This is a genomic window from Lacticaseibacillus salsurivasis (assembly GCF_036246225.1).
GTDB lineage: Bacteria > Bacillota > Bacilli > Lactobacillales > Lactobacillaceae > Lacticaseibacillus > Lacticaseibacillus salsurivasis.
Genome location: NZ_BTTP01000020.1, coordinates 1 through 12,655 on the forward strand (window position 1 = coordinate 1; position 12,655 = coordinate 12,655).

Genomic DNA, 12,655 nt, shown 5'->3' on the forward strand with positions numbered 1-12,655 from the left:
ATCTCCCACAAATGTATTAAAAACAACGAAAAACAGTGAAAAACAAAAACCCCGAAATGCCTTTAAACCGGCATTTACAGGGTTCAACAAAAAGCAACAAAGTGCTACGAAAGGAGAGTACGAGATTGACGCGCGTTGATATATCAGCGGTTATTGCATATTTTCCCACAAAACTCCCACAAGTTACATTTCAGATAGAATTTTCACCGCAATATCAGCTTGTGCTTGCTCGTGTGATTTTAGTAGATGCTGGTAAACACGAAGGGTGATCGTGATGTCAGAATGACCAAGCCGGTGTGAAATGTAGGCTATGTCGACGCCCTTTGCCATTAAATAACTAACGTGCGTGTGGCGTAGGCCGTGGAAGGTAACTGGGTTTGAAAAGCCCAGTGTATCTTCTACACGTTTTAGCCCGTGGTTGAGTGCTGCATCGCCGGGCACATCATGTCGATTATTGCGAAACACAAGGTCTAATTCGTCACGATAACCAGTGCGCAGATATTCCGCTGACTGCTCGCAACGGAGCCGCTGAAGCAGAGTGGTAAGTTCTGCTGGCACATCTATATCACGCACGCCAGAGGGCGTTTTGGTTGGTTTGAAGCCTGTTCTATATACATAGTCCCATGACTTTGTAATATGAATGATGTGGTGCTCAAAATCAATGTCTGACCACTGGAGCGCCATTATCTCTGAAGCGCGGCACCCGGTAAGAATAGCCGTCGCTATACAGTACAAATACATGATTGAAAACTTGGCGTGTGCTTGGCAATAGTGAAGCAGGGTAGTGAACTCATCGGTTTCAAGATATTTGAGTGATTGACTTTGTGGCGCGGTTCCTGGGTTCACGTAACCAGCGGCAAAATTTGTGTATATGATGCGGTCAGCAATAGCACTAGCCGCCATACTACGAACATACCCGTTTAATTTTGACACGGTATCACGTGACCGTGGTTTAGGCTTTTTTGGGTAACGTGGAGCGACAGTACCAGCAGCATATTCGTTGATAAATGCCTGCCAGCTTGTCCGAGTAATGTCTTTGAGTGGCATATCCTCACCGAAGTAGGAAACAAGAGCACGGCGAATAGTGGGGTATCTGGACTCGGTGACTTGACTATGTTTGCCAGCCTTATAGGTTTTAACCCACAGATCATAATATTCAGTTAGTTTGACGTTGGTTAGGTCAATGCCTGTACGCGACTCATGTTCAGCTTCTGCTGCCGCTGCTTCTGCTAGTCGTTTAGTGCGGAAACCAGACTTAGATTTTTCCCGCCACGTACCGGCGTTATCCTTATAACGGATGCGGAACATATAGCCCTTGCCTGTTTTTACGATTGAAGCCATAGTTTTTCCCTCCATGTGCTATACTGGAGTGCGCAAAGAGCGCACTCGTGGTGCTGTTTGTCAGTGCGTCTACCCGACCGGCCAAGGTGAAAGGGTAGGCGCTTTTTTTAGTTTACAAAATTCCAAGAAGAAATAGCAGAATGATGATTGGAATAGTGCACCCCAGTGTGGCTGCACATCCAAATTTTGAAAGGCCATCGCCTGCTTTTTCAAGGCCGTGACTGACTTTAAGAGCACCATTTACTGTCTTTTCAAATCCTGATTTCGGTGTCCCATCAGGGTTTTCACCTGGGTAAATAATTCGTATGCCACAGTTTGGACAAATTCGCTCGCCCTTTAGTGGTTGTTTGCAAGTGGTGCAGTACGGCTTTTGCCCATCTGCGTACATTTTTTGCCCAACGGCAGACCACTCTACATCTTGAGCCGGCACAACAGCGTCTGTGTTGTTTGCAGATACATCTGACACTGTGATGGATAATGCCAATGGTTCTCTGAACGTCTTGACGGATAATGACCCATCATCAGATTCAACGGCTTGCTTGTAGGTACCGCCGCCAATTTTAACCGACAGTTGCACTTCGGAGTCATGAACTAAGGGACGCAAAGCACCTGCTTCCTGTTCAGTGATCGTGCCAAGAATAAACCTTGGATGCCCGGTTAATTGACTGCTTACTTTTCCATCCATGCTTATGGCTAAAGAAGCATCCATACCAGCATATTTACTAAGTTGCCATACTTTTTCTCCATAGGCGGTTTCGAGAATGTCGTTATTTGATAGTCCGTCATAAGTTTGCCCAGACACGGCTTCGTCTTCTGCTAAAGTATTTGCCCATTTTGATGCTTCCGCACCTGTGGTGTCAATTTGAACGCTTATTTCACTCACTTTACTGCCTCCTTTATTGTGACGCCCACGGCACGTCCTGCCCGTGCCTGCTGCTTGGTGGGCTAATTCAGTTCAACTACATACATGACAACCTTACCGACAATCGCCACTAAGTCTTCGTCATCATAGCTGTGGGTGACGGGAAAGAACCCATCACGATCAGAGTCAGGCTGGAAGATATAGGTGCGGTTCTGCTTGTCGTTGAAGAAACGCTTCACCGCATATTCACCGTCACAGTCGAAGACCACGATGTCGCCATTCTTGAGGTCGCTTATTTCATCAATCCTACGAACGCCAATCAGTGACCCGTTTGGAATGACGCGGTTCATACTATCGCCGTTGGCACGCATGAGTGAGATGTCAGAATGACCGGCCCACTTACCCATGACAGCATCAGGAATTGCCACTTGTTCAAGCTCATCAGGGGTGATTGCATCCACAGTGGCAGGGGAACCAGCAGAGATAGCAGCGGGGATGTATGGGTAGCTGTGGATGGGAAGTGCAGGCTCAGCGTCAACGTCAGCATCAGCTCTGCCGGCAACTTCTGACATAGGAACTCCGAAAACGTCGGCAATTAGGGTTACTTTATCCATAAGTGGTTTTGCACGTCCACTTTCCCATGCTGATACTGTTGTAGGAACCACGCCAATAAGATTGGCTAAGTCTCGTTGGGTATAGTGCTTTTCTCTGCGAAGTCGCTTGATGTTTTCCCCTACTGACATGTTATTTTTCCTCCTGTGGCTCTCTGTCGAACAAGTACATTATGAAGCCATTTGTAGAAAAGTTCAACCGTTAAATACAAAAAGTTTGTATTTTAACTTGCAAGTACAAATGCTTTGTATTATGCTTATTTTCGTTGAGGAGGTGATAAACACATGATTACGATTGAAGCGGCCCGCGTAAATGCGGGAATTGACCAATCGACGGCCGCGAAAGCGTTGGGTTGGTCGGTAAAAACCTATCTTGAATATGAAAAGTATCGGCGCTCATTGCGTATTGATAAGGCGTATCAACTCTCAGAACTGTTTGGGCAAGAGTTCGACAATATTATTTTTTTGCCCGAGAAGTACAAAAGAATTGTACATCCGCGTTCTAAGCAAAACGCCTAACGAAAGGAGGCAGTGTAGGTATGAACGAAGAAAACAAAAAGCAAGCATCCTTTGATGAGATGCTTGCACCAGTTGGTAAATCTCAATACCCGAAAGTTGTCTTATCACATGGAGAGAAGCCTATCGCACATCGAATTCTTGCCACGGAATCTGATCGGCAGAGAAGTTGCATAAAAAAGGAGGAAGTTTCAATGAGCAAAGCAGAAGTAATCACTGTACCAATTGAAGTAGACACTAAAGGGTTAAAAGAGGCGCTACGGTTAGCAAAAGAGCTAGAAACGACATTAGAAAAAGCCAACCGGTTATTGGGCCAGCTGACTTCTGATAAAAACTAGAGTTTGTTCCACGATGGATCTGGTTTCAGCTCAGTCTCGGTACCACATTGGGGACAAACGTTTTTGCCGACCTTTACCTTAAAAATGGCACCGCAATTGGGACATGAAAAGTCGTAAGAAGCGTTTAATGCATTCTTCTTAACTTCCTTGCGAAGCTTCTTTTCAAAGTCGTTTTCGTTGAAATTAAATTCGACACTCATACTATCACCTCCTTTCCAGCTTACATTATCTGCCGAAAGGAGGCCTAACGAAAGGAGGCAGAAACATGAAGCAAACCAAAAAAGTCCAAGTCTTCCGTGCCGGGCTATACCAAACAGTTGAGGTGATTGGTAAGTACGGCAAGAAGCTTGAACTTCCAAATCAATACACGGTTGTCGTCATTCCGAATGACTTTCGCCAAGCTCGGAGGCAATTATCTCACAGAAAGGGGCGATTACATGCCACCAATCACGCTTGCAGTACCGCCAGAGCTTATCCAGCAGGCGGTCGATAAGGCCGTTGCTGACCAGTTCAAGCACGAACCTGACTACCGCCGCTGGTGGTCAGCGAAGGAAGTGCAAGAACGCTATGGCATCACGCCAACCTGGCTGAGCGAGCACATCCTCAACCAGCCGAGGTTTCAACGACAACTTGACGGGTTCGCATTCAACTACCATGGCCAGATGGGCTGGCGGTTCGAGCCACTGGCGTTCAGCGAGTTCATGCGGAAAGAGTTCCGCAACATAGCAAAGGAGGCTAAGTCATGATGCAACAACTCATCGAATTTGTATTATCACACCCGCGGGCCATTCCGGCGGTTATCATGGCGCTCATGATCGGTTACTTCATACGTGATCCAAGGGGGTACTTCGAATGATGCGCGATCAATTCCGCGAGGCTGAACTATCACGCCAGCATGAAGCCGAAGGAGAGCCGCAACAGTTTGAAGACTGGAAGGGCAACCCGGTCGATGAAAGCCGCGACTATCTCGACTTCCATGGCGAACTGGTTCTGCTAGACGAACTGGAAGACTATGCACGCGACGAACTGGGGGCGACAGACTATGAACCTTAGCACATATGAACGTCTGCGCCGCATTCGGAACCTAGCGATTATTCGCGGCAAAGGCTACGAATGGCTAGAGAAGCTAGCGTGGATGAAGATGCAGGAAACCATGAAGGGAGGTGAAACGAAATGATTGTGTACTTAACACCGCAAGAAATCATGCAAGTGCTACTAGACAATGTCAGCAATGCTAAGGCAGACGTTGGTGAGTCAAATGGCGATAATCCATACGCAGTCGGCAAGCTTTCTGAAGCGATTGGCGTGTATACGCAGGTTGTGAACATGAACGAAAGCAAGCGCCGTGAATTGCTTGAAGACACGCAAAAAGCCGCCGGCATTCAGGCCAACGACTAGAAAGGAAACCAAGGGGTATGAACATATTATACGACCTAACAGATAAATTGACCAGCCTACAACGACTGGCAGAAAGCGGCAACGCTGATCCACAAGCGATTGCTGACACGATGGAAATGGTTGAGGGTGACTTTGACGACAAGGCAGTCGGCTATGTCAAGGTTTACAAATCAATTGACGCGGACGTCAAAGAGATTGACGCCGAAATCAAGCGTCTGCAAAAACGCAGATCTAGCTTCAAGAACAATGCTAATACGATTAAGCAACGGCTAGTGCAGGCAATGGTTGAAACCGGCCACGAACACATCAAGACGCCCCTGTTCACCATCTACACACGGCGGACAGTCAGCGTTCAGGCGCCAGAAGACCCGAACCAACTGCCACCAGAGTTTATCAAAACAACGCTAGGCGTCAACAAAATTGAATTAAAGAAGGCACTGCAAGCCGGCCGTGAAGTACCTAACGCTCGGCTGACCGAAAACGTGTCACTGGGGGTGAAGTAATGGCAGATAAGTTTGTCATTCGTAAGCAGACGCGGAGCAAGTCCTACATGATGCTCAACGTTAGCCCAGAAACCAAAGCCAAGGTTGACCAGGTATCAAAAGAAACTTGCGTGCCGCGTGTAGACGTTGTGGCGGCAATGGTCGAATTTGCCATTGAGCACTTGGAAGTTGTGGACGATGACGAATAGCCTGCGGCCATACCACCGGCACATGGCTACAAATGGATCGGGGGTGATGAGTAATGCCGCTTCGCAACTATCAGCAAGAAACCCTAGATAATGTGTACAAATCATTACGTACAGGGCACCGCCGTATCGTTGTTCAGCAGCCTCCCTCGCACAGGTAAGACCGTCATCATGGCCGAGATAGCCAAGCGGGCAACCGCCAAAGGTAATCGCGTGCTGGTTGTGGTCCACCGGCAAGAGCTGGTCGAGCAGACGCAACGAACGTTCGTTAAGTGGGGCGTTGACATGAGCCTCTGCCGTGTCGGCATGGTGCAAACACTCTGGCGGCGAGTGAAACGGGGGAAAAACAACTGTCATGGTGCCGCCTCGGTAAGCCTTGGTGATACCCACGAAAAACGTCGCACGCGTCCGAGCGTCATAAACGTGTCACCCAAAGTCATCATTATCGACGAAGCGCACCATGCACTAGCCAAGTCATACAAGACGGTGGTTGAGGCTTTTACAGACGCTACCACATTGATGTTCACCGCCACGCCTTATCGCTTATCCGGCGCTGGCATGGGTGAGGTGGCCGATGATCTTATCCAAGGTCTGCAAGTCACCGACCTAATCAAAATGGGCTTTCTGGCACCGGTGAAATACTTTGCGCCACCAGACATCAACACTGGCCAACTACGGCGTCAACGTGGCGAGTTTACCGAAGACTCAATCGACAAGGCATTGTCTAAGCGCATTTATGGCAACGCGGTTGACCAATACAAACTACGCGCAAACGGCAAGAAAGCAATTGCCTATTGTCACACAGTGCAGGCGGCTAAGCGTCTAGCTGATGAGTTCAACAAGAATGGCATCTCGGCCGTTGAGGTTGATGGTTCCACTCCAGCAGCGGAACGAGCGGCCGAGGTCGAACGTTTCCGTAACGGTGACATCACTGTGATGACTAACGTTGAAATCTTCACCGAGGGTTTGGACTTGCCGAACGTTGACTGTGTTATTCAATTACGGCCAACCCAGTCACTGGCGTTATATCTGCAATTCGCCATGCGAGCCATGAACCCGCGCGAGGGCAAGACGGCAATCATCCTAGATCACGTTGGTAACTATGAACGCTTTGGACTGCCGACTGATGATCGCGAATGGTCGCTGGAAGGCAAGGGCAAGAAGTCTTCCATGGGTGGCACAACTGGCCCGCAAATTCAGACGTGCCGAGCGTGCTTCGGAACGTTCTACGTCACGCAAGTTAAGGACGGTCTATGCCCGCTGTGTGGTGCACCGCTACCGAAGGAAGCACCAGAAGAAGCCAAAGTCATTGACGTTGACCTTGTCGAGGTGGAAGCCAAGAAAGCAACCAAACGTAGATTGGAACGTGTCCATGCTATCCAACGGCAAAACGCAATCGCCCAGATTGCAGGCAAAACACCATTCGAGCTTAACAGCTTGAAGGAGCTTCAACTATATGCCACAGCCCACAAATATAAGCCGGGATGGGCGTGGCACCAAGCTAAAGAAAGGAAATTAGTCTAATGGGACTACTACCAGAAAATAAACGTAAGCCCCCTATGGACACGCCACGGACGTTCTTCATCTGGGGCGCGACCATGAGCGGTAAGAGCTACCTTGCAGAACGCTTTCCGAACCCATTCTTCATCAACACTGATGACAATGCGGAGAAAGCAGGGCTGCCAAACTTTCAACTCAAGAACGTTATGAACCGTGACGGCAGTTTGAAGTCGTCAGTCATTGATCAGATTGATGAACTGATGCTTGAGCTTCAAACCGCCAACAAAGGTTTTGAAACGGTCGTCATCGACACCATCGAAGATACCGTGGACTTAATCGAACAAGCCATCATTACCGAAAACAAGGTACAGACACTTGGCGATATGGGTTACGGAAAAGGCTTTGCGCTTCAAAAGCAAATCGTCACAGGGATGATTTTAACCCTGCGGGCATTGCCACTGAACGTGGTGTTTGTCAGCCGGTTAGATGACTCAAGCCTTGACGCACAAGGCAACAATATCGAGAAGCCAGCGCTGAAAACCAAGTGGTACAACATCGTGAACGGCAATTCAGACATCACTATCCGCACTCGCCGCATGGGTCGTAATTATAGCCGGGCGATGACGGACAAGCGAAAAGACTACGTTCGCGAACAGATCACTGACCAGAAGATTTTACGCATTTTAGACAACGTGCCTGGGGTGTTCCCACGCGCAGCTAAGACTACCAACAAATAAGGAGAGATTACATTATGAGTTTACGCGATATTGCAACACAGGCTATGCAGGACTTTGACCCACAAAAGGACAAGCCATCCAGTGGCTACCAGAGTTTGCCATCCGGTGACTATGACGTGATTTTGGAAGATGTGAGCCACTTTGTTTCAAAGAACTCTGGTTGGGACGGATTGCGCATTGGTGTGAGCGTGCTCGATGGTGACTACACCGGGCGTAAAGACAGCACCATGTTCAACTTTGATGAAACTAGCGCGAATGGTAAGGCTATTCCAGCATCAGTGCTTAATGGTCATATTCAGTTGGTTGCCCGCCTTGCCAATGCAGTTGGCCTGACCCTCACTGATGATGACTGGGACAACATCGACACGTTGGTTGACGCCTTCAATGGTCAAGCTGGAAAGACGATGCTCATGCACTTATCCGTGCGCGAAAACAAACGCAACCCGCAATACCCATACAAGAATTACGACTTCGAGCCGCTGGAACAACCAGAGCCAATGCAGATCAATGACAACGACCTGCCGAGTGGCATGACTGGCAGTCAGGCACCAGCACCAAACGCGGCCGACACACTTAGTGATGATGACATTCCTTTCTAAGCATCAATTCAACAGCGTTAGGCGTTCGAGCGGGGTGAGAAGCCCGTTAATCATTGAAAGGAGGTCAGACAATGCAGAGCTTAGTGAATTACGCATTGGCCTACGCAAAGGCCGGTTACTACGTGCTACCGATCGCGGCAGGTGACAAAACACCACTGGTTGAGTTCGCTGACCGGCCACCAATGACCGCAGCGGAAATAAAGCAAGCGTGGCAGCGACACCCGAACGCGAATATCGCACTGCGCACCGTCGACTTCTTCGTTGTTGATATTGATGAACACGAAGACGGAGCAGACGGCAAAGCGTCATTTAAAGAGTACGGCAAAGACCACCGCGATTTATTTCCGCCTACCTTAATGCAGAAGACCGGTCACGGCGGTATTCAAATCTTCTACAAGAAACCACGCGGGTCAGAAATGACACAGGTCATTGGTTGGTTGCCTGGTGTAGATGTGAAAGCACACGTAAACAACTACGTGCTAGCCGCTCCAAGCAGCGGTTACAAGTGGCAGAACGATGAAGAAATGGCACTCGCACCGCAAGAGCTAGTCGATGCCATCTACTCGGTTAAGAAGCAAGTTAGCCACGATGAACCAGACTTCGAGCAGATGAGCCTCACTGATCGTGAGCGCCAACTTGGACAACGTAGCAAAACTGCCGAACTGTTCGAGCAAATCGTGAATGGTCTTGGCGAAACCGGCGGCCGCAACATGGCACTAGCCGCATTCGTTGGTGGCTTACTGTACCGGAACGTTAACGCCAAAGCGGTCTATGAATTAGCAATGCTGGCGAACCAGAACACGCCCAAGTCATTGGATGACCGCGAGTTCGACAAGACGTTTAACAGCATGGTCAAAAAGGAAATGAGGCGGCGCAGTGGCTATTGACAATTCAGCATTAAACCAACTCGCCGATCAGCAAAACGAGCTATCCGCAAAAGTCGCCGCCATGACACCACCGTTCAAGAAGACGGCACAGGGTGGCATCAAAACTACTAGTGTTGTGAACGTTCAACTTGGCATCGAGTTTGACCCACTACTGTGTGGCGCACTGGCCTACAACCAATTCACATGGGAGGTCGAAGTGCTACGGGATATTCCAGAATTACACATCAAAAAAGGCCAGATGCTCGATATGTATTCAGCCATCATCACAGGCGAATTAGAGCACCTATGGGACGCCGTATTCAGTGCACAGGCACTTTCCAATGGCATCATGACAACCGCCCAGAAGGCCGCTTATAACCCCGTACAGGACTATCTAAGGCACGCTGCGGAGGTGTGGGACAAGAAGGAACGGCTTAAAACGTTCATGAATACGTTCCTGGGCGTGGCTATCACGCCAGTAAATGACCTGATCTTGCGCGTTTGGCTAGTCGGCGCCTGCATGAAGGCTTTCGAGCCTGATGCTAAGTTCGACTATGTACTCGACTTAGTCGGTGGACAGGGTGCTGGTAAAACGACCTTGCTTGAACGGCTCGGTGCTGGCTGGTACACAGACCAGTTTCAAAACTTTACTGACAAAGACTACTACTCAACTATGCTGCGGGCGTGGATCGTGAACGATGACGAAATGGCCGCGACAGCTAATTCCACATTCGAGGAACTCAAGAAGTTCATCTCGGCGCGCAAGCTAGAGTTCAGGCCCGCATACGGCCACACGGCTATTCGCCGCGATAAGGGCTTTGTTATGGCACGCACCACGAATGAAACGACTTATCTCAAAGACAAAACCGGCGAGCGGCGTTTCTTACCGTTGCTAGCAGACTTGGAGCAGCAGAAGCAGCACCCCGTTACGGACTTGACGCCTGACATCGTTCAGCAAATCTGGGGTGAAGCAATGAGCCTTTACCGGTCTGGTTTCAGCACGGAGCTGACACATGACCAAGAGATGCAACTTAGTCTTCACCGTGACCAATTCACCTATGTTGACGCGGTCGAAGAAGAAATCGAAAGCGTGCTGGCTAAGTGGACTGGCGACTTTATCACAAGTGGTGAGATTGCCAAGAACATTGGCGCTGGTGATCTGGTCAAGAACCCACGGGTTGCTAAGAAGATTAAGTACATCATGGACAACCGCAAAGACTGGAAATCAGGTTTTAAGAAGGCTAGGGGCACTGCTATCAGGGGATGGCGTGCTAACAAATAGTGAGTGGTTTACGGCTGGTTTACACCAGGTTTACACCTAGGTGTAAACCATTGATCCCTACTCTCTCTAGGCATCTACTGCTTCGTTTACAGAGTTTACACCTTAATTCAGTAATAAATAATTTAAATATATTAATTATATATAGGCGAAAAAAGGTGTAAACCATGTAAACCTTGGCGCAAACCGTTGAGACAGTAAGGGCGAAATGGTTACAGCTAGGCTTAAACCACGCAATACGGTTTACACCTACTTGGAGGAAATCATGACGGATAAACACAAAGAATTAATTCAACAACTGGTCACAAACGTTGAAGCACTAGGCTATCAAGTCAAATTTGAAGGCGATACGCCGGAAAAAAAGCAACGGGTAGTCGTTGGCAAGAATGGCAAGGTTATCGCCAAGGTTTCAATTATTTTGGCGGCACGGGTCGACACCATGTTCAACGGCGTTGGCCGTGACGAAATCGAACTGCTTAAAGTGCTGACATTGTTCAGCACCAAGCTCTAAGAATATGACGCTGGAACATATTATCCAGAACCAGATACGCGTCGCATTGTCACAACACGGGTGCACCATCATTCGCACCAACACTGGCCGAGTATTCACCAAAGACGGACGAATGTTTGATGCCGGGCCGCCTAACGGTTGGCCTGACCTAACGGGTTTCCGCCACAGCGATGGCAAACTGGTTCTGGTCGAAGTCAAAAACGAACGCGGTCGATTGCGGGAAGATCAGAAGCGCTTTGCGGAGATGATTAAGAACTATCCAGTCATCTACGGTGTCTGCCGCAGTGCCGAGGACGCGGTGAAATTATTGGAGGAAAACTGATGAACTATGCAGTGGTTGGAGTGAGCACCGGCACGGTATACCGAGAGTGCCAATATCGCTCTGAATGTTTCAAATGGATGAATAGCAAGTTTGCAAAGCGCTATCAGCGCGAATCTGGTTCTCTGGGCATGTCGGTACACCTGACTTATCCAGAAGCAATGATGGCGGTGCACTTATGACAATGACGCAAGAAAGAATTGATGCGATGTACGACAACATCCACTGGTGTGAACTCAAGTACGGTGGCCTAGCAAAAACACCAGACAATGATGTGCACCTACAGAGAGCACGATTGATCGCATCGAACATCAAACATCCTGTAAGTTCAAGAGCAGTACTCACCGGCGATCAGGTACAGACGCTAGTTACCGACTATATGTCGGGAATATCGCCACAAGACATTGCGATTGTACTGAACGTGCCCGTGGAAACGGTCAAGTCAAGAATACAAAGAATGGGGTTGAGACGATGAGCGAAATGCTTAACATTCTAGCGATTATATTCATCGGCATCGCGATTGTCGAAATCGGCTTTTATATGAGCATCGTAATGCCAATCATATTTTTATGCCTGGCCGTGGTAGCAATCGCCGGAAACTCTATTTTGGAGGGCAGGAAATGAAAATTATTAAGGTAGCACTAGCGGTAACTGTTTTCCTGACGTTGGCAGCAATGATCATTGCAAAAACGTTTGAAGGAACAGTGCTTAACACGTTAATGGCCTTGGTTAGCCTAGAACTACTTGCAAATATTCAGATTAGTGAAATCGCAGAGAAAATGGAGGCATCGAATTGAAAAAGAAAATTATGTTGGTGCTGGCGAGTTTGATGATGGTCGCGGGTCTATCTGGTTGTGCATCGTGGAATAGATTTACGAAGGACATTGGAAGCAACGTCAACAACGGGCTTGAGCGTGAAATTAAGGTTTACAACGCTGACGGCAAGGTCATTTTCTCTCAAAAAGGAAAATTCGATATCAGCTACAAAGACCGTGACTTGCAATACATCGACCAGAAGAACCGCAAGCACAACATCTACATTGGCGACATGAGCACTGTAGTTGTCGACGAGCTGAAATAGGAGGTATCG

The 12,655-nt window shown here is 48.5% G+C and carries 24 protein-coding genes; 20 read left to right on the forward strand and 4 right to left on the reverse strand.

The window, feature by feature from the left end:
* Positions 1-183: 183 nt before the first annotated feature.
* The 3 genes from AAA927_RS11145 to AAA927_RS11155 all read right to left on the reverse strand — a co-directional run bounded on the left by AAA927_RS11145 (position 184) and on the right by AAA927_RS11155 (position 2,946).
* Entirely contained in the window at positions 184-1,341 is a 1,158-nt protein-coding gene (locus tag AAA927_RS11145; RefSeq protein ID WP_338217898.1) for a site-specific integrase, read from the reverse strand.
* A 112-nt stretch (positions 1,342-1,453) separates the two neighbouring features.
* Entirely contained in the window at positions 1,454-2,224 is a 771-nt protein-coding gene (locus tag AAA927_RS11150; protein ID WP_338217900.1) for a putative zinc ribbon protein, read from the reverse strand.
* Between the two features lie 62 nt (positions 2,225-2,286).
* On the reverse strand, positions 2,287-2,946 hold the full coding sequence (locus tag AAA927_RS11155) for a helix-turn-helix domain-containing protein (protein ID WP_338217901.1): 660 nt from the start codon (positions 2,944-2,946) through the stop codon (positions 2,287-2,289).
* A gap of 153 nt (positions 2,947-3,099) precedes the next feature.
* Between AAA927_RS11155 and AAA927_RS11160 the strand changes: the two genes are divergently transcribed.
* Positions 3,100-3,333, forward strand: a complete 234-nt coding sequence (locus AAA927_RS11160) for a helix-turn-helix domain-containing protein (protein WP_270235257.1) — start codon at positions 3,100-3,102, stop codon at positions 3,331-3,333.
* A 20-nt stretch (positions 3,334-3,353) separates the two neighbouring features.
* The gene (locus tag AAA927_RS11165) at positions 3,354-3,668 is read left to right on the forward strand and encodes a hypothetical protein (protein WP_338217902.1); all 315 of its coding nucleotides are present in this window, start codon (positions 3,354-3,356) and stop codon (positions 3,666-3,668) included.
* Here the strand turns inward: AAA927_RS11165 and AAA927_RS11170 are convergent.
* Positions 3,665-3,868, reverse strand: coding sequence for a zinc ribbon domain-containing protein (locus AAA927_RS11170; protein ID WP_338217903.1), 204 nt, complete (start codon positions 3,866-3,868; stop codon positions 3,665-3,667). The two genes, AAA927_RS11165 and AAA927_RS11170, sit on opposite strands and share 4 nt — an antisense overlap.
* 65 nt (positions 3,869-3,933) lie before the next feature.
* On the opposite strand from AAA927_RS11170, the gene AAA927_RS11175 reads away from it, so the two are divergent.
* From AAA927_RS11175 to AAA927_RS11260, 18 genes are all read left to right on the forward strand, one after another.
* A complete protein-coding gene (locus AAA927_RS11175) occupies positions 3,934-4,161 on the forward strand; it encodes a hypothetical protein (protein ID WP_338217904.1) in 228 nt (75 codons plus the stop codon).
* Positions 4,106-4,414 carry a DUF771 domain-containing protein gene (locus AAA927_RS11180; protein WP_338217905.1) on the forward strand — a complete coding sequence of 103 codons (309 nt, stop codon included), beginning with the start codon at positions 4,106-4,108 and terminating at the stop codon, positions 4,412-4,414. The genes AAA927_RS11175 and AAA927_RS11180 overlap by 56 nt, the downstream gene beginning before the upstream one ends.
* Before the next feature lie 106 nt (positions 4,415-4,520).
* A complete protein-coding gene (locus tag AAA927_RS11185; RefSeq protein ID WP_338217906.1) occupies positions 4,521-4,721 on the forward strand; it encodes a hypothetical protein in 201 nt (66 codons plus the stop codon).
* Positions 4,711-4,845, forward strand: coding sequence for a hypothetical protein (locus AAA927_RS11190; RefSeq protein WP_338217907.1), 135 nt, complete (start codon positions 4,711-4,713; stop codon positions 4,843-4,845). Before AAA927_RS11185 ends, AAA927_RS11190 begins: the two co-directional genes overlap by 11 nt.
* A complete protein-coding gene (locus tag AAA927_RS11195; RefSeq protein ID WP_125580802.1) occupies positions 4,842-5,066 on the forward strand; it encodes a hypothetical protein in 225 nt (74 codons plus the stop codon). Before AAA927_RS11190 ends, AAA927_RS11195 begins: the two co-directional genes overlap by 4 nt.
* 17 nt (positions 5,067-5,083) lie before the next feature.
* Positions 5,084-5,569, forward strand: a complete 486-nt coding sequence (locus AAA927_RS11200) for a siphovirus Gp157 family protein (RefSeq protein ID WP_338217908.1) — start codon at positions 5,084-5,086, stop codon at positions 5,567-5,569.
* Entirely contained in the window at positions 5,569-5,757 is a 189-nt protein-coding gene (locus AAA927_RS11205; RefSeq protein ID WP_338217909.1) for a hypothetical protein, read from the forward strand. The genes AAA927_RS11200 and AAA927_RS11205 overlap by 1 nt, the downstream gene beginning before the upstream one ends.
* A 168-nt stretch (positions 5,758-5,925) precedes the next feature.
* Positions 5,926-7,278 (forward strand): DEAD/DEAH box helicase, encoded by a 1,353-nt coding sequence (locus AAA927_RS11210; RefSeq protein WP_338217910.1) that lies wholly within the window; start codon positions 5,926-5,928, stop codon positions 7,276-7,278.
* Positions 7,278-7,991: an AAA family ATPase gene (locus AAA927_RS11215; protein WP_338217911.1), complete on the forward strand. Its 714-nt coding sequence runs from the start codon at positions 7,278-7,280 to the stop codon at positions 7,989-7,991. Before AAA927_RS11210 ends, AAA927_RS11215 begins: the two co-directional genes overlap by 1 nt.
* Positions 7,992-8,005: 14 nt before the next feature.
* Positions 8,006-8,590, forward strand: coding sequence for a DUF669 domain-containing protein (locus tag AAA927_RS11220; protein ID WP_338217912.1), 585 nt, complete (start codon positions 8,006-8,008; stop codon positions 8,588-8,590).
* A 71-nt stretch (positions 8,591-8,661) separates the two neighbouring features.
* Positions 8,662-9,477, forward strand: a complete 816-nt coding sequence (locus AAA927_RS11225) for a bifunctional DNA primase/polymerase (RefSeq protein WP_338217913.1) — start codon at positions 8,662-8,664, stop codon at positions 9,475-9,477.
* Positions 9,467-10,738 (forward strand): VapE domain-containing protein, encoded by a 1,272-nt coding sequence (locus tag AAA927_RS11230; protein ID WP_338217914.1) that lies wholly within the window; start codon positions 9,467-9,469, stop codon positions 10,736-10,738. Before AAA927_RS11225 ends, AAA927_RS11230 begins: the two co-directional genes overlap by 11 nt.
* Positions 10,739-11,000: 262 nt before the next feature.
* The gene (locus AAA927_RS11235) at positions 11,001-11,246 is read left to right on the forward strand and encodes a hypothetical protein (protein WP_338217915.1); all 246 of its coding nucleotides are present in this window, start codon (positions 11,001-11,003) and stop codon (positions 11,244-11,246) included.
* Positions 11,247-11,250: 4 nt separating this feature from the next.
* Positions 11,251-11,568, forward strand: a complete 318-nt coding sequence (locus AAA927_RS11240; RefSeq protein ID WP_270235268.1) for a VRR-NUC domain-containing protein — start codon at positions 11,251-11,253, stop codon at positions 11,566-11,568.
* Entirely contained in the window at positions 11,568-11,747 is a 180-nt protein-coding gene (locus tag AAA927_RS11245) for a hypothetical protein (protein WP_338217916.1), read from the forward strand. The genes AAA927_RS11240 and AAA927_RS11245 overlap by 1 nt, the downstream gene beginning before the upstream one ends.
* The gene (locus AAA927_RS11250; RefSeq protein ID WP_338217917.1) at positions 11,744-12,040 is read left to right on the forward strand and encodes a hypothetical protein; all 297 of its coding nucleotides are present in this window, start codon (positions 11,744-11,746) and stop codon (positions 12,038-12,040) included. The genes AAA927_RS11245 and AAA927_RS11250 overlap by 4 nt, the downstream gene beginning before the upstream one ends.
* A gap of 145 nt (positions 12,041-12,185) precedes the next feature.
* Positions 12,186-12,362 carry a hypothetical protein gene (locus tag AAA927_RS11255; RefSeq protein WP_338217918.1) on the forward strand — a complete coding sequence of 59 codons (177 nt, stop codon included), beginning with the start codon at positions 12,186-12,188 and terminating at the stop codon, positions 12,360-12,362.
* Complete coding sequence (locus AAA927_RS11260; protein WP_338217919.1) at positions 12,359-12,646, forward strand: beta-sandwich lipoprotein; 288 nt, start codon at positions 12,359-12,361, stop codon at positions 12,644-12,646. Before AAA927_RS11255 ends, AAA927_RS11260 begins: the two co-directional genes overlap by 4 nt.
* Positions 12,647-12,655: the final 9 nt, after the last annotated feature.